We start from the raw sequence: 14,761 nt of genomic DNA, 5'->3' as shown, positions 1-14,761 counted from the left end.
TCATTCGCAAACGGGGTGCCACGAGCACCCCGTTTTTATTTGCGCCAGTCCCCTCCATTCCCATTTAGTCCCCCCTCAATTAGATGAAAGTCGGCATTGTCGGCGCGTCGGGTTACTCCGGCGAAGTTCTCGTTAAACTCCTCTTGGGCCATCCGCACGTCACTCTGGCGGCGGTCACGTCACGCCAGCACGCGGGCAAGTCCCTCTCGAGCGTGATCCCGGCCCTGCGCGGCACGGCCGCGGACACGCTCCCGTTCATCGGCTCCGATGCCGGCGAACTCGCGGCCCGCGACGACATCGGCCTGTGGTTCCTCGCGCTGCCGCACGGCGCCGCGGCGGATTTCGCCAAGGCCCTCGTGCCCGCCGGCCGCAAGGTCGTCGACCTCAGCGCCGACTTCCGCATCGCCGATCTCGCGACCTACGAGAAATACTACGGCAAGCACCACGCGCCCGAGCTGCTGCCGCAGACGCGCTTCGTGCTGCCCGAGCTCACCGACGCGAAGTGGAAAACTGAGATCAAACTCGCCGCCGCGCCCGGGTGCTACCCGACCAGCACGCTCGTCCCGCTCGCGCCGCTGCTTGCCGCCGGCCTCGTCGCGCGCGAACACATCGTCGTGAATTCCTTCTCCGGCGTCTCCGGCGCCGGCAAGAAGGTCGAGGAGACCTACCTCTACGTCGAGCGCGCCGAGAGCGCCAAGGCCTACGGCCTGGTCAAGCACCGCCACCTCGCCGAGATCGAGGAGCAGCTTTCGTTGCGCGCGGGCGCGAAGATCGTGCTCCAGTTCAATCCGCACCTCGCGCCGATGCGCCGCGGCATCATCACGACGATCACCGTCCCCGCCGCCGCCGGCGCGACGCTCGATGCCGTCTACGCCGCCTGGCGCGCCGCCTACGCCGGCCGGTCCTTCGTCTCGATCCTCCCCAGCGGCGAGACGCCCGACTCCGCCCACGTCACCGGCACCAACCGCGTCGATATCTCCGCCGTGCACGACACTCGCACGGGCAACTTCGTGCTCACGTCCGCCGTCGACAACCTCGTCAAGGGCGCCAGCGGCCAGGCCGTGCAGATCATGAATCTCTGGTGCGGTTTCCCCGAGACCGCCGGACTGCTTTAAGCACCCACCCTCGAAAAATGACCCAACTGACCGTTACGCCGGATAGTGCAGGTATCACGGACGTGCCTGGCTTCGAAGCGGCGGGCGTCGCCTGCGACATCCGCCAGAAAAACGACCTCAAGCGCCTCGACCTCGCGCTGGTCTACTCGATGCGCCCGTGCACCGCCGCCGGCACGTTCACGAAGAACGCGGTCAAGGCCGCGCCCGTGCTGCTCTGCCAGAAGAATCTCGAGGAAGGCGGCCCGTTCCACGGCTTCGTCGCCAACTCCGGCAACGCCAACGCCTGCACCGGCCCCGAGGGCCTGAAGGACGCGCAGACCATGGCGCAGCGCGCCGCCGCGTCGCTCAACCAGAAGCCGCCGGCGTTCTTCGTCTGCTCGACCGGCCGCATCGGCCAGCCCCTGCCGATGGATCGCGTGATCAAGGGCCTCGAGCGCGCCGTGACCGAGAAGGGCCGCACGCCCGCGCACGGCAAGAAGGCCGCCGACGCCATCCTGACTTCCGACACCAAGGCCAAGACCGTCACGGTCTCGTTCACCTACGACGGCAAGAAGCACACCGTCGCCGGCTTCGCCAAGGGCGCGGGCATGATCCAGCCGAACATGGCGACGATGCTCGCGTTCCTCGCCACCGACTTTTCCGTCCCGCGCAGCTTCCTCCAGAAAACGCTCACCGAGGCGGTCAACGGCACGTTCAACTGCATCACCGTCGACGGCGACATGAGCACGAACGACACCGTCCTCATGCTCGCCAACGGCCACTCCGGCGTCTCCGTCGGCGACAAGAGCCCGCGCGAACTTCGCGTCCTCTTTGCCGAGGCCGTCTGGAAGGCCTGCGACATCCTCGCCGACAAGATCGTCTCCGACGGCGAGAAGATCACCAAGGTCATCGAGGTGAAGGTCCAGGGCGCCGCCTCGGCCGAGGACGCCGAGAAGTGCGCGCGCGCCATCGGCAATTCCCTCCTCGTGAAGTCGTCCTGGTATGGCGAGGACCCGAACTGGGGCCGTTTGGCCGATGCCGCCGGCTACTCCGGCGCCAAGCTCGTCGAGGCCAAGCTCGACATCCGCTACAACGACACGCCGGCCATGACCGCCGGCAAGCCGCACCCGGAGCTGAAGCCGAAGTGGAAGGAGATCGTGAAGCAGCGCCGCTTCACCATCACGATCGACCTGCATCTCGGCAAGGCCGGCTACCGCCTCCTCGCGACCGACCTCACCGAGGGCTACGTGAACTACAACAAGAGCGAGTGACGCTCGCTCCGCGCACCGGCGCCGTCCGTCGCGCCGCGGGTCGGCGCGAGTCGCGCGCCGGCTCCTCGCCGCGGTGCATTTTTTAGTGAAATCGCCGCGCGTTGGGTTCAGAAAATTTTCCGCCGTCACCCATCGATGACCACCGGTCGCCTTCCCACTCCCACGCCATGACCTCGATCAAAGTTGAAGAGGTCATTGCCAAAGCGCGCGTGCTGCTCGAAGCGCTGCCCTACATCCAGGATTTCCGCGGATCGACGTTCGTCGTCAAATACGGCGGGAGCTTCATGGACGATCCCGACCCGACGGCGCGCACGCGCGTCGCGGCGGACATCGCCTTCCTCGCCGCGGTGGGCATCAACGTCGTCGTCGTGCACGGCGGCGGCAAGGCCATCAGCAAGGCGATGGACGCCTCCGGCCTGAAGGCGAATTTCGTCAACGGCCTCCGCGTCACCGACGAGGCCACGATCGCGATCGTGAAGAAGACGCTCGACGAGATCGTGAACAAGGAGGTGTGCGACACGCTGGCCTCCGTGAAGGCGCGCCCGAAGGGCCTGCCCGGTGACAGCGTGCTCGTCTGCCAGAAGCTCGGCGTCGACGACGACGGCAACCCGGTCGACCTCGGCTACGTCGGCGACCCGACCGAGGTGAAGGTGAAGCTGATCAAGAAGGAGATCGCCGAGGGCTTCATGCCCGTGATCTCGCCCGTGGCCGAGGGCTACGACGGCAAGCCCTACAACATCAACGCCGACACCGCCGCCGGCCGCGTCGCCTCGGCCCTGCGCGCCCGCCGTCTCGTCTACATGAGCGACGTGCCCGGCCTGCTTTCCGACCCGAAGGACCCGAGCACGCTCATCTCCACGCTCAAGGTCGGCGACGTCGACGGCCTGAAGAAGAAGGGCGTCATCGACAAGGGCATGCGCCCGAAGGTCGCCAGCGCCGTGCGCGCGCTCCAGGAAGGCGTCCAACGCGTGCACTTCATCGACGGCCGCATGCCGCACAGCCTCCTGCTCGAAATTTTCACCGACAAGGGCGTGGGCACGGAAATTGTGCACGGCTGATACGGTCGCCGCCGAATTTGGGAGTGCGCCGCACGGCGCGTTCGTCTGACCTCGTTATTTCCATGAACCAACCCTCCATCGTCCGCACCAATGCCGCCGAGCTCTACGACGCGTATGTGATGAAAAACTACGCCAAGGCCCCGCTCACGCTCGTGCGAGGAGAGGGCGTCTGGGCCTGGGACGACACCGGCAAGAAGTATCTCGATTTCGCCTCCGGCATCGCCGTCAACGCCCTCGGCCACTGCCACCCGGTCTGGGTCGAGGCCATCCGCCGCCAGGCCGGCGAGCTGATCCACTGCAGCAACCTCTACCGCAACCCGAACTACGGTGAACTCGCGCGCCGCCTCGTGCAGCAGGCCGGTCCCGGCCGCGTCTACCTCTGCAACTCCGGCACGGAGGCGAACGAGGCGATGATCAAGCTCTCGCGCCTGCACGGCATCCGCAAGTCGGGCGAGGAGGGCAAGTGCTACAAGGTCCTCGTGGCGAAGAACGCCTTCCACGGCCGCACCTACGGCGGCATGAGCGCGACGCCGCAGGAGAAGATCCAGAAGGGCTTCCGCCCGCTCGTGCCCGGTTTCGCCGCCGGCGAGATCAACAACGTCCAGAGCTTCGCCGACCTGATCGACGACCAGACCGCCGCGATCATGATCGAGACGGTGCAGGGCGAGGGCGGCGTGACGATGTGCACCGACGAGTTCCTCTGGGGCCTGCGCCGGCTGTGCGACCAGCACAACCTCCTGCTCATGCTCGACGAGGTGCAGTGCGGCTTCGGCCGCACCGGCGCATTCTACGCCTTCCAGCACTCCGGCGTCCGCGCCGACGTCATCGGCATGGCCAAGGGCATCGCCAACGGCTACCCGATGGGTGCGATCTGGTGCGGCGAGAAGCACGCCGAGCTCTTCACCCCCGGCTCGCACGGCACCACCTTCGGCGGCTCGCCGCTCGCCTGCGCCGCCGCGCTGGCGGTGTTCGAAGTGCTCGAGCGCGAGGACCTGATCCGCAAGGTCGCCGCCAACGGCGCGGCGTGGAAGGCCCAGCTCGAGCAGCTCGCGGTCGAGTTTCCTCGGCAGGTCGCCGGCGTCACCGGCCGCGGCTACATGCTCGGCCTGCGCCTGCACGGCGAGCCGGCGCCGTATCTGCCGCTGCTGCGCGAGGGCGGGCTGCTCTGCCCGGTCGCCGGCCTGAACACCATTCGCCTGCTCCCGCCGCTCATCGCCACGTCCGAGCACCTCACGCTCGCGACCGACATCATCCGCGGCGCGCTCAGGAAAAAGGAGACCGCCTGATGCCTACGCGTCACTTCCTCAAGGACACCGATTTCACCCGCGAAGAAGTCGCGCAGATCTTCGGCCTCGCCGCCCGCCTCAAGCGCGAGCGCGGCACGCACGAGAAGCCGCTCGCCGGCCAGACGTGGGCGCTGATCTTTTCGAAGAGCAGCACGCGCACGCGCGTGTCGTTCGAGGTCGGCATCCACGAACTCGGCGGCAATCCGCTTTTCCTCAACCGCAACGACATCCAGATCGGCCGCGGCGAGTCGGTCGAGGATACCGCCAAGGTGCTCTCGCGCTTCGTGCACGGCCTGATCGTGCGCACCTACGAGCAGAGCGAGGTCGAGCGCCTCGCCGCCGCGGGCACGATCCCGATCGTGAACGCGTTGACGGATTTCCTTCATCCCTGCCAGATCTACACCGACGCGTTCACCCTGACGGAACGCTGGGCCGGCAACGGCGACCGCCTCGCCTCGCTGAAGGGCCGCAAGATCGCCTTCCTCGGCGACACGGCGTGCAACATGGCCTACTCGTGGATCCTCGGTGCGGCGCTCTTCGGCATGAAGATCAGCCTCGCGGGTCCGGCGCAGTTCGCACCCGGGCCGGAGATCGACGCGCAGCTCGCGCAGGACGGCCTGCCGAAGAACTACCACTTCACCACCGATCCCTACGAGGCGGTGAAGGATGCCGACGTCGTCTACACCGACGTGTGGGTGTCGATGGGCAAGGAGGAGGAGACGAAGGAGCGCATCCGCGTGATGTCGCCGTATCAGGTGACCGCCAAACTCTTCGCCGCCGCCAAACCCGACGCGTATTTCATGCACTGCCTCCCGGCGCACGCCGGCGAGGAAGTGGAGCAGGCGGTCCTCGACAACCCGCGCTGCATCATCTTCGACGAGGCGGAGAACCGCCTGCACGTGCAGAAGGCCATCATGGCCACGCTCGCCGCCGCCCGCCCGCGGGCCTGAACCGGCGGCCGGTTTCGCCGGCTCACTGCTCGAGGATCAGCGTGACGCGGTTCGACTGCGTCTTCTGGAATCGTCCCGTGCCGAGGTTGCCGTCGTCGAGCTTGGCGTCGATTTCCTCGAGCTGTGCGTCGGTGCAGGTCAGCCCCGAAATGGAGATGCCCGCGGCGACGCCGCTCATGTTGCGATCCCAGTTCCAGCGGCCGCCGATGGTGGTCGTGGTCTGCCAGACCGACGTCTTGAAGTCGCCGGCCATGGACACGGGCGCCGTCGGCACCACGCCGCCGCCGGCGTTGTTCGGCCAGAAGCCGTTCTGCAGCGCGTAGGTCTCGAAGGCCTGGGCAAAGACGCGAAAATCGTTCGCGACGCGGACATTTTGCGCGGCGCGCTGGACGCGCTGCATCGCCGGGATCGCGAGCGCGGCGAGGAGGCCGATGATGACGACGACGATCATGATTTCGACGAGCGTGAAGCCGCGGGAGGAGCGGCGCGAGCGGGCGGGGGAGGGCGTGCTCATGACAGATCCTTGGGTTGTCGGCAGGATGCCCCGGCGCGCCCGGATTCGCGAGCCGCCAAGGGTGAAAGCCCGGTGAAAAGCGCCGCGCGATTTTGACCCATTTTTATTTTGCGAGCGCGGCCCGGCCGGTCTCACACTGCGCGCTCTACCATGAAGATCGTGCTCGCCTACTCCGGAGGTCTCGACACCTCCGTCATCGTCAAGTGGCTCCGCGAAACCTACGACGCCGAAATCGTCACGTTCGCGGCCGACATCGGCCAGGAGGAGGAACTCAAGGGCCTGCCCGCGAAGGCGAAGAAGACCGGCGCGTCCAAGCACTACACCCTCGACCTCGTCGAGGAGTTCGCCCGCGACTTCATCTACCCGATGATCCGCGCCAACGCGATCTACGAGGGTCAGTATTACCTAGGCACCTCGATCGCGCGCCCGCTCATCGCGAAGGCCCAGATCGAAATCGCGAAGAAGGAAAAGGCCGACACCGTCGCGCACGGCGCCACCGGCAAGGGCAATGACCAATGCCGCTTCGAGCTCACCTACATGGCGCTCGCTCCGCACCTCAACATCATCGCGCCGTGGAAGCTCGAAAGCTACCGCGAGAAGTTCCCCGGCCGCGCCGAGATGATCGCGTATTGCGCCGAGCACAACATCCCCGTCGAGGCCTCGCTCAAGAAGCCGTATTCGATGGACCGCAACCTTCTCCACATCTCCTACGAAGCCGGCATCCTCGAGGATCCGTGGTTCGATCCGACGACCAAGGAGAACAAGGGCATGTTCAAGCTCTCCGTCTCGCCGGAGGATGCGCCGAACAAGGCCGAATACGTCGAACTCGATTTCGAAAAGGGCAACTGCGTCGCCGTGAACGGCAAGAGGATGACGCCCGCCGGCGTGCTCAAGACGCTCAACAAGCTCGGCGGCAAGCACGGCATCGGCCGCGTCGACCTCGTCGAAAATCGTTTCGTCGGCATGAAGTCGCGCGGCGTCTACGAGACCCCGGGCGGCACGATCCTCATGCAGGCGCACCGCCAGGTGGAGTCGCTCACGCTCGATCGCGAGGTGCTGCACATCCGCGACAGCTTCATCCCGAAGTATGCCGAGCTCGTCTACAACGGCTTCTGGTTCGCGCCCGAGCGCGAGATGCTCCAGGCCATGGTCGACGAGAGCCAGAAATTCGTCACCGGCACCGTTCGCCTCAAGCTCTACAAGGGCAACATCATCACCTGCGGACGCAAATCGAAGTATTCCCTCTACGACGACAAGATCGCGTCGATGGAAGGCGTGAAGAGCTGGTATAACCAGAGCGACGCCACCGGCTTCATCCGCCTCAACGGCCTCCGCCTCCGCGCCCGCAACCTCGCGCAGGGCGGTCCGCAGGTCTGAGCCGCGCACCGGTTCGCTTCCTCTCCGAGCGGCGCCTGCCCGGCGCCGCTTTTGTTTTGCCGGCGTCCGTCGCGTCACGCGACGTTTCACCGCGTGTTTGCCGGCGCCGGTCGCAAGCGCGTCGCACCGCCGCGCCGATCCGTCCTCGTGGGGGCATGAACTTGCCCACCTCGGTCCGTCTGCTACCGCTTTTCGCCACCGCCGCCCTCGTGTCGCCCGCGCAGCCGCCCGCGCCGCCCTCCCCGCCGCCGGAATCGTCGCAGTTCGATTTCTGGGTGGGCGAATGGGACGTCACGGCGAAGAACGGCAAGGTGGTCGGTCACAGTCGCATCGAGAAAATCGCGAGCGGCTGGGGCCTGCTCGAGAACTGGGAGTCGGGCCGCTCGCCGGGCAAGAGTCTCAACGCCTGGAACCCCGCGAAGAAATGCTGGCAGCAGTTCTGGATCGGCAGCGGCGGCTCGATCCTCGAGCTCAGCGGCGGCCTCGACGCGGGCGGAAGCATGGTGATTGGCGGCGAGAGTCCGAACCCGCAGGGCGGCGTGCTGCGCAATCGCATCACCTACACGCCGAACGCCGACGGCACCGTCCGCCAGCATTGGGAAATCTCCGCGGACGGTGGCCGGACCTGGAGCACGTCCTTCGACGGACTCTATCACCGCGCGGCGAAGTGAACGGCCGCGCGGTCGGGCGCGCAGTGGGCGAGCGAGCGCCTGCGTGAGGACCAGATCGCCGCCGCAGACGAGCGCCGCGTCTTCCGGTCGTCGTTCAGGCTTGGATCAGGCCGCGCCGGATCGCGTAGCGCACGAGGTCGGTTTGGGTCTGCAGGTTCAGCTTGCGCATCAGGTTCGCGCGGTGCGTCTCGGCGGTGCGGGCGCTGATGAAGAGCTTCTCGGCGATCTCGGCGGCGCCGAGCCCCTCGGCGGCGAGCTGCATCACCTCGCGCTCGCGGGGCGAGAGCGTGTTGTAGGCGTCGCTCGAGTCGGGGGTCTTCACGGCGAGCGCGGTGATGGCCCACTCGGTGAGCGGCGCGCTGAGGAAGCGGCGGCCGGCGAGCACCTCCTGCGTGGCCTTGACGATCTCGTCGGACTCCGAGCCCTTGAGGATGTAGGCCGCCGCGCCGCTGCGCAGGGCCTCGATGACGTAGGGCTCGTCGTTGTGCATGGAGAGCACGAGCACCTTGGTGTTCGGGCTGGTGATGCGGATCTGGCGCAGCGCCTCGAGGCCGTGCAGGCGCGGGAGCGACAGGTCGAGGAACATCAGGTGGGGTTTGTGCTTCTCGGCCAGCTGCACGGCGGAGAGGCCGTCGGCCGTCTCGGCGACGACGTTGAAGCGGCCGTCGGCCTGGAGCACGCTGCGCACGCCGCGGCGGACAATCTCGTGGTCGTCGGCAAGGATGACGGTCGTCATGGGGAGACGGGGGCGGCGCCCTCGGCGGGCAGGGGAAACTCGGCGGTGATGCGCGTGCCCTGGCCGGGGGCGGAGTGGATCTCGATGCGGCCGCCGGCGAGGTTCACGCGCTCGCGCAGGCCGGCGAGGCCGAGCGAATCGGTGCGGGCGAGCGCGCGGGTGACGTCGAAGCCGCGGCCGCGGTCGGAGATCTCGACGATGAGCTGCTTGTCCTCGTGCGTGACGGCGACGGCGGCCTGTTTCGCCTGGGCGTGGCGCGCGGCGTTGGTGAGGGCCTCCTGCACGATGCGGTAGACGACGGTCTCCAGCTCGCTCGGCAGGCGGCCGGGCGGCAGGTCGGCGGCGAAGTCGACCTCGATGCCGGTCTGCTTGGTGAACTGTTTCAGGTGCCACTCGATTGCGGGCTGGAGGCCGAGGTCGTCGAGGACGCGCGGGCGGTATTGCTGGGTGAGGATGCGGACGTGCTCGAGCAGGCTGCTCGCGGTGGCGTGGGCCTCGGCGAAGTGGATGCGCAGGGGCGCGTCGCCCGCGGCCTTCAGGCCGGCGTCGAGCTGGAGCTTGAGGCCGGTGAGGAGCTGGCCGATCTCGTCGTGCAGCTCGCGCGCGATGGCGCGGCGCTCGTCCTCCTGGATGCGGAGCAGGCGCAGCGAGAGCGCCTGGAGCTCGCGCGTGCGGGCGATGACCTGGGCCTCGAGCGAGCGGTTGAGGGTCTCGAGTTCCTTCTGCAGCTGCGCGTTCCGGCGTTCGGTTTCGGTGCGGCGCAGGATGCTGTTGAGCGAGAAGACGACCTCGGTGAGGTAGTCGGGCTTCTGCAGGATGTAGTCCTGCGCGCCGAGCTTGAACGCGGCGATCGCAGTCTCGCCGTCGTTGCGGGCGGAGACGAGGAGGGTGGGCAGCTGCGCGGCGTTGGAGTGGAACAGCCGCAGGACCTCGAGCGGCTTGTTGTGGTGCGGCGTCGGGCCGATGACGGCCGCGTGCACCGGCGCGCCGATGCTGAAGAAGTGGTTCAGTTCCGCGGTGGTGGCGATGACGGACAGCTCGAACTGCGGCGCGTGCGCCGCGAAGAATTCGCGGATGCTGGCGGCGAGCGCGACCGAGCCCTCGACCAGCGCGACGGCATGGCGGCCGGGCACCGAGGCGGTGGCCGGGAGCTTGACGCGCGCCTCGGCGTGGCGCTGCTGCACGCGCTTGACGATGTCGACGAGCTGGAGGAATTGCGGGGAGGTCTTGTCCACGCAGTCGGCGGCGCCGGCGCGGAGCGCGCGGACGGCAAGCTCGGTCTGGCCGTGGCCGGTGACCATCACGACGGGCGTCGGGTCGTTGCGCCGGGCGAGCTCGCCGAGGATGTGCAGGCCGTCGGTGTCGGGCAGCACGAGGTCGAGCAGCAGGATGTCGTAGCCGCCCACCGCCATGCGTTCGAGGCAGCGGGTGCCGTTGGGCACGATCTCGAGCTCCCAGTCGGGCGCGAAATGCTCGACGTAGGTGCGGACGATGCCGGCGACGTTGGGGTCGTCCTCGGCGTAAAGGGCTCGGATCATGGGCGGACTGTAGCGATACCCCCTCTTCTTCGGCAAGAACGCGGCTGGCTTCAGCGGTGATTACAAATGGCCGGTCGGTATCGGCCCGCCGGCCAGCGACTTGAGGTAAAACTGCGCCGCCGGCCGCCCGGGGTGGCGGGCGTTTCGGGCTCCCGGATTTGGCGCAGGAAACACCCTAGCGAAAAAAACGAGGCGGCGTCGCGTAGGGGCACGGATAATCGGAAATCGCGTTTTCGGGGATGCTGGTCGCATGACAACGACCCGCACCCTCCTCCGCTACGCCGCGCTCACCCTCGCGGTCGTCGCGACCACCCTTTCCCTCCAGGCCGGGATCAAGAGCCCGCGCCTGCTCGCCAAGATCGCCCAGAACACCCCGGCGCCCGTCATCGTCGACAAGGGCCAGGAGATGAAGCTCGCCGAGAAGATCGCCCAGGAAAACGGCGGCACGGCGCTGTGGGGCATCGGCCACTCGATGGAGCCGCTCTACGCGCCCGGCACCGCGGTCGTGGTCAAGGAGATCGCCTACGACGACATCAAGAAGGGCATGACGCTCGTCTATCGCAAGGCCAACGGCGGCCTCGTCGCCCACAGCGTCATCGACGAAGACCGCCGCGGCTACGTCGTGCAGGGTGTCAACAACGACGAACCCGACGCGGTTTCCGTGAACGAGAAGAACATCGTCGGCGTGATCGTCGCCGCCTACAGCGCCAACAACGGCGGCCTGCACCAGATGATGGCGCTGGCCGACAGCAAGAGCGCGAAGCTCGTCGCGATGCGTTGAACCGGACGCGGCGCCCGCCGCGAAAACCAATTTCAGGACTGACAGGTCCGTTGTCATAGGAGGCCGCGCAGGGGTGCGCGGCCTCCGCCTTTTCCGGCGGCGCGAGCGGCAGGACGCCAGGCGCGCCGGTGTGCGCGCCACGCCCAGCGCACGCGCGAGACCGGCCGCCATCACGCGGCGGACGCGGGCCGCGCGCGGGCCAGACAGGACGCGACGAGCGCGCGCCGGACTCGCGCCGGGACGGCGGGCGATGCGGCCTCGTTAGGGGCGTTTGTCGGGTGGGCGCGGACGCCAGGACAAAATAGAGTCAGTCGGTGCAAGATATGCGCGGAAAATCGCCCAGCGATTTCTGGCGGTTTTCCCAGCGAGCGCGTGAATTTTTCACTCGGAAAAATAGGCGCGATCTCCCGGAAATTTTGTCGGGCGGAACGAGTTTGTGAAACGAAGGTTTAGCGCGCGCGCCGCGCTTCATTTTCTGGCTACAGGGCCGAAAGGCAGGGTGTCATGAAGACGTGCAGTCGTGAATGGAATCTCGCGCGCGAGACCGGGCGTGTCGCCCGGGGGCTCCGCGCGCTCGTCGTAGTTGCGACGGCGGCGCTGGTGCTGCCGTCGCCGGTCCGAGCGGGACGAATGACCACGGGCAAGGTGATCGATCGCGTCGCGCTGCTGCAGGAGACCGATCGCGCCATGGCGGGGCGCGCCGTGGTGCCGGTGACGTTCAGCGCCGATCGCTACGCGCTCGTGCGCCACAGCTGGATCAACGGCTTCCTCGAGCGCTTTCGCGAGGATCTCAGCCGCAAGGAAGTCCCGGTGAGCGAGCTCCGCGGCGACAGCGGCTGGCGCCAGGGCTTCAACTGCACGGCCTTCACCGATCTCTTCCTCGGCAACGCGGCGGCGGAGCTGATGGTCGACCAGTGGCACGATCGCGTGCAGGCCGATCGCCCGGCGATCGCCGCGGTGTGGTATACGCCCGACAACGCCAAGGTCGATGCGCGCACGCGGCGCCGTCCGGCGCACAGCGTGGTGCTGATCCTGACCGACACGGGGGCCGTCTTCGTCGACCCGCAGCGCGGGGAGATCAATCTGTCCCCGAGCGAGCTGCGCACCGTGACGCACCGCCGCGCCTGAGCGCGCCGGTCGCGCTCACACCTGCAGCACGCCGGTGTGGAACGAGGCACTCGGCGCCGGGCGGCACGCGAGGGCGAAGGCGCGGAGGAGCGTCTCGCGCGTCTGGTGCGGCTGGATGAGCGCGTCGACCCAGCCGCGCGCGGCGCCGTAGCGGATGTCGGTCTGCTCGATGTAGCCGGCCTTCACCTGCGCCCGGAGCGCGTCGAGTTCTTCCTTCGTGCGCTCCGCCTTGCCGGACTTGGCGAGGATGTTGAACACGACGTCGCTCGCCTGCGCAGCACCCATCACGGCGTATTTGCCGTGCGGCCAGGAGAAGATGAAACGCGGGTCGAAGGCCTTGCCGCACATCGCGTAGTTGCCGGCGCCGAACGAGCCGCCGGTGACGACGGTGATCTTCGGCACGGTGGAGTTGCTGAGCGCGTTCACCATCTTCGCGCCGCTGCGGATGATGCCGCTGTGCTCGGCGTCCTTGCCGACCATGAAGCCCGACACGTCCTGCAAAAACAGCAGCGGCACGCGCGTCTGGTTGCAGTCCATGATGAACCGCGCGCCCTTGTCGGCGCTGTCGGCGTAGATGACGCCCGGCATCTGCAGGCCCGCGGCGCCGGCGGCCTTCGACTGCACGCGCATGCGCTGGTTGGCGACGATGCCGATGGGGCGGCCGCCGAGGCGGGCGAAAGCGCAGACGATGCTCTTGCCGTAGTCGGCCTTGTATTCGTCGAGCGAGCCGGCGTCGACGAGGCAGCGGATGACGTCGCGCACGTCGTATTCCTTGCGGCCGTCGACGGAGACGAGTTCGTAGATGCGGCTCGCCGGAAATTCCGGCGAGAGCTGAGAGTTGAGAGCTGAGGGCTGAGAGCTTTCGGCCGGCAGGAGACCGATCAACGAGCGCAGGCGTTTGATCGCCGCATGGTCGTCCTTCTCCTTGAAGTCCACCGTGCCGGAAATTTCCGCGTGCATCGCCGCGCCGCCGAGGGTTTCGGTGTCGGTCTCCTGGCCGATGGCGGCCTTCACGAGTTGCGGGCCGGCGAGGTAGAGGCCGCTGCCCTCGGTCATGAGGATCTTGTCGCACAGCACGGGGAGATACGCGCCGCCTGCGACGCAGTTGCCCATGATCGCGGCATATTGCGGGATGCCGGCGGCGGAGATGACGGCGTTGTTGCGGAAGATGCGGCCGAAGTCGTCCTCGTCGGGGAAAATCTCGTCCTGCATCGGCAGGAACACGCCGGACGAGTCGACGAGGTAGACGAGCGGCAGATTGCACTCGAACGCGATGCGCTGGGCGCGGAGGACCTTCTTGCACGTCATCGGGACGAACGCGCCGGCCTTCACGGTGGCGTCGTTGGCGACGATCATGCACGGGTGGCCGGCGATGTCACCGATGCCCGTAACGACGCCCGCGCCGGGGAACGCGCCCCACTCGCGATACATGCCGTGCGCCGCCCAGAGGCCGACTTCGAGGAACGAGTCCGGCGAATCGATCAGCGCCGCGATGCGCTCGCGCACGAAGAGCCGCCCGAGCTTGTGCTGACGCTCCTGCCCCGCCGCGCCGCCGCCTTCGCGCAGCGTGGCTTCCTGCTGCGCGATTTCATTGCAGCGGTCGAGGAGAGCGGGAGTGGGGGAAGGGGTGGTGGGTTTCATTCCGGTTCAGGGAAGAACTCGATCTCGTCCCAGGTTTTGATTTTTGATTCGAAATTAGGAAAGCGGATCGAAAGTTGGGTTCTATCTTCCGGCGTGCGAACAACGATTAACTCCACGGCCTCGGCGGGAAAAGTCAGTCTGCTATTCCGCGTGGTTTCGTTTTGCTTAGCCTTTCGATCAAACGCGGCATCTTCAAAAATGTCTTCGGGGTAAATTGTTTGAAGCAGGTCGTTCGGAACATAGCGCCACTCCATTTCCTCATCGAAATCTTTGCACTCGGTTGTGCGCCGAATGAATTTCTTGCCGGGAAAGAATCCATTCACCGGTTTCATGTAGGGCACGAGAGGGAGTAGTTCCCCGAGCGCATCACGGGTAAGCTGCCCCGAAAGCAATGCACGTCCGTGTTTGGCCACATGTTCGGCGATAGGGCTGCCATCGTGAATGTAGAGCAGTGGCGTGACCTTGGCTTGCTTACCCCAGTCCTTGCTGAGGCCGACCATGAAATCGCCGTAAGCTGCTTTGTGCTCGGCGCACATCCCTAGTGGAATGTCGCAAAAGCTCACCATGGGAATCATTAGGTAGAGGGGACGACCTCCAACGGTCCAAGAAAAATCCTCGGCGCAGTAGCGAGGCCAAAATCCGCGCTCTAGAATTTCGATTAAGTAAGGCAGCTCCGACGTAAAGTGATGAAGTCTGTATTCTCGAGGACTCATACT

Annotated in this window: 14 protein-coding genes; 9 read left to right on the top strand and 5 right to left on the bottom strand. The window is 66.9% G+C overall.

Annotated elements, in window-relative coordinates:
* The first annotated feature begins 83 nt into the window (after positions 1–83).
* From argC to argF, 5 genes are all read left to right on the top strand, one after another.
* Positions 84–1,115, top strand: coding sequence for an N-acetyl-gamma-glutamyl-phosphate reductase (gene argC, locus ACMYLB_RS20525; RefSeq protein WP_415908805.1), 1,032 nt, complete (start codon positions 84–86; stop codon positions 1,113–1,115).
* A gap of 17 nt (positions 1,116–1,132) precedes the next feature.
* Positions 1,133–2,365: a bifunctional glutamate N-acetyltransferase/amino-acid acetyltransferase ArgJ gene (argJ, locus tag ACMYLB_RS20520; RefSeq protein WP_415908804.1), complete on the top strand. Its 1,233-nt coding sequence runs from the start codon at positions 1,133–1,135 to the stop codon at positions 2,363–2,365.
* A 167-nt stretch (positions 2,366–2,532) separates the two neighbouring features.
* Positions 2,533–3,423 (top strand): acetylglutamate kinase, encoded by an 891-nt coding sequence (gene argB / locus ACMYLB_RS20515; RefSeq protein ID WP_415908803.1) that lies wholly within the window; start codon positions 2,533–2,535, stop codon positions 3,421–3,423.
* A 62-nt stretch (positions 3,424–3,485) separates the two neighbouring features.
* Positions 3,486–4,709, top strand: a complete 1,224-nt coding sequence (locus ACMYLB_RS20510; protein WP_415908802.1) for an aspartate aminotransferase family protein — start codon at positions 3,486–3,488, stop codon at positions 4,707–4,709.
* The gene (gene argF, locus ACMYLB_RS20505) at positions 4,709–5,659 is read left to right on the top strand and encodes an ornithine carbamoyltransferase (RefSeq protein WP_415908801.1); all 951 of its coding nucleotides are present in this window, start codon (positions 4,709–4,711) and stop codon (positions 5,657–5,659) included. Before ACMYLB_RS20510 ends, argF begins: the two co-directional genes overlap by 1 nt.
* A 22-nt stretch (positions 5,660–5,681) precedes the next feature.
* On the opposite strand, the gene ACMYLB_RS20500 is transcribed toward argF, so the two are convergent.
* Positions 5,682–6,173, bottom strand: coding sequence for a type II secretion system protein (locus ACMYLB_RS20500; RefSeq protein WP_415908800.1), 492 nt, complete (start codon positions 6,171–6,173; stop codon positions 5,682–5,684).
* Positions 6,174–6,323: 150 nt separating this feature from the next.
* Between ACMYLB_RS20500 and ACMYLB_RS20495 the strand changes: the two genes are divergently transcribed.
* Both ACMYLB_RS20495 and ACMYLB_RS20490 read left to right on the top strand, forming a co-directional pair.
* The gene (locus ACMYLB_RS20495) at positions 6,324–7,550 is read left to right on the top strand and encodes an argininosuccinate synthase (protein ID WP_415908799.1); all 1,227 of its coding nucleotides are present in this window, start codon (positions 6,324–6,326) and stop codon (positions 7,548–7,550) included.
* Between the two features lie 155 nt (positions 7,551–7,705).
* Positions 7,706–8,221, top strand: coding sequence for a hypothetical protein (locus ACMYLB_RS20490; protein ID WP_415908798.1), 516 nt, complete (start codon positions 7,706–7,708; stop codon positions 8,219–8,221).
* Between the two features lie 94 nt (positions 8,222–8,315).
* Here the strand turns inward: ACMYLB_RS20490 and ACMYLB_RS20485 are convergent, their stop codons facing one another.
* Together ACMYLB_RS20485 and ACMYLB_RS20480 are read right to left on the bottom strand one after the other, a co-directional pair.
* The gene (locus tag ACMYLB_RS20485) at positions 8,316–8,957 is read right to left on the bottom strand and encodes a response regulator (protein ID WP_415908797.1); all 642 of its coding nucleotides are present in this window, start codon (positions 8,955–8,957) and stop codon (positions 8,316–8,318) included.
* Positions 8,954–10,495, bottom strand: a complete 1,542-nt coding sequence (locus ACMYLB_RS20480; RefSeq protein WP_415908796.1) for a response regulator — start codon at positions 10,493–10,495, stop codon at positions 8,954–8,956. The genes ACMYLB_RS20485 and ACMYLB_RS20480 overlap by 4 nt, the downstream gene beginning before the upstream one ends.
* A gap of 250 nt (positions 10,496–10,745) precedes the next feature.
* Between ACMYLB_RS20480 and ACMYLB_RS20475 the strand changes: the two genes are divergently transcribed.
* Together ACMYLB_RS20475 and ACMYLB_RS20470 are read left to right on the top strand one after the other, a co-directional pair.
* Positions 10,746–11,276: a hypothetical protein gene (locus ACMYLB_RS20475; protein ID WP_415908795.1), complete on the top strand. Its 531-nt coding sequence runs from the start codon at positions 10,746–10,748 to the stop codon at positions 11,274–11,276.
* 504 nt (positions 11,277–11,780) lie between these two features.
* On the top strand, positions 11,781–12,404 hold the full coding sequence (locus ACMYLB_RS20470; RefSeq protein WP_415908794.1) for a hypothetical protein: 624 nt from the start codon (positions 11,781–11,783) through the stop codon (positions 12,402–12,404).
* 15 nt (positions 12,405–12,419) lie between these two features.
* On the opposite strand, the gene ACMYLB_RS20465 is transcribed toward ACMYLB_RS20470, so the two are convergent.
* Positions 12,420–14,045, bottom strand: coding sequence for an acyl-CoA carboxylase subunit beta (locus tag ACMYLB_RS20465; protein WP_415908793.1), 1,626 nt, complete (start codon positions 14,043–14,045; stop codon positions 12,420–12,422).
* Entirely contained in the window at positions 14,042–14,758 is a 717-nt protein-coding gene (locus tag ACMYLB_RS20460) for an abortive infection system antitoxin AbiGi family protein (protein ID WP_415908792.1), read from the bottom strand. The genes ACMYLB_RS20465 and ACMYLB_RS20460 overlap by 4 nt, the downstream gene beginning before the upstream one ends.
* Between the last annotated feature and the right edge of the window lie 3 nt (positions 14,759–14,761).

It is taken from the genome of Oleiharenicola sp. Vm1 (assembly GCF_047777955.1).
GTDB lineage: Bacteria > Verrucomicrobiota > Verrucomicrobiia > Opitutales > Opitutaceae > Didemnitutus.
The sequence above is the reverse complement of the archived record's forward strand: the minus strand, read 5'-3'. Positions and strand labels throughout refer to the sequence as shown.

What these genes read in the sequence shown, in the direction of transcription:
- ACMYLB_RS20475 (WP_415908795.1), top strand. Translation starts at nt 10,746, where the DNA reads ATGACAACGACCCGCACCCTCCTCCGCTACGCCGCGCTCACCCTCGCG.
- ACMYLB_RS20465 (WP_415908793.1), bottom strand. Translation starts at nt 14,045, where the DNA reads ATGAAACCCACCACCCCTTCCCCCACTCCCGCTCTCCTCGACCGCTGC.
- ACMYLB_RS20480 (WP_415908796.1), bottom strand. Translation starts at nt 10,495, where the DNA reads ATGATCCGAGCCCTTTACGCCGAGGACGACCCCAACGTCGCCGGCATC.
- ACMYLB_RS20460 (WP_415908792.1), bottom strand. Translation starts at nt 14,758, where the DNA reads ATGAGTCCTCGAGAATACAGACTTCATCACTTTACGTCGGAGCTGCCT.
- ACMYLB_RS20500 (WP_415908800.1), bottom strand. Translation starts at nt 6,173, where the DNA reads ATGAGCACGCCCTCCCCCGCCCGCTCGCGCCGCTCCTCCCGCGGCTTC.
- argJ (WP_415908804.1), top strand. Translation starts at nt 1,133, where the DNA reads ATGACCCAACTGACCGTTACGCCGGATAGTGCAGGTATCACGGACGTG.
- argC (WP_415908805.1), top strand. Translation starts at nt 84, where the DNA reads ATGAAAGTCGGCATTGTCGGCGCGTCGGGTTACTCCGGCGAAGTTCTC.
- ACMYLB_RS20490 (WP_415908798.1), top strand. Translation starts at nt 7,706, where the DNA reads ATGAACTTGCCCACCTCGGTCCGTCTGCTACCGCTTTTCGCCACCGCC.
- ACMYLB_RS20470 (WP_415908794.1), top strand. Translation starts at nt 11,781, where the DNA reads ATGAAGACGTGCAGTCGTGAATGGAATCTCGCGCGCGAGACCGGGCGT.
- ACMYLB_RS20485 (WP_415908797.1), bottom strand. Translation starts at nt 8,957, where the DNA reads ATGACGACCGTCATCCTTGCCGACGACCACGAGATTGTCCGCCGCGGC.
- ACMYLB_RS20510 (WP_415908802.1), top strand. Translation starts at nt 3,486, where the DNA reads ATGAACCAACCCTCCATCGTCCGCACCAATGCCGCCGAGCTCTACGAC.
- argB (WP_415908803.1), top strand. Translation starts at nt 2,533, where the DNA reads ATGACCTCGATCAAAGTTGAAGAGGTCATTGCCAAAGCGCGCGTGCTG.
- argF (WP_415908801.1), top strand. Translation starts at nt 4,709, where the DNA reads ATGCCTACGCGTCACTTCCTCAAGGACACCGATTTCACCCGCGAAGAA.
- ACMYLB_RS20495 (WP_415908799.1), top strand. Translation starts at nt 6,324, where the DNA reads ATGAAGATCGTGCTCGCCTACTCCGGAGGTCTCGACACCTCCGTCATC.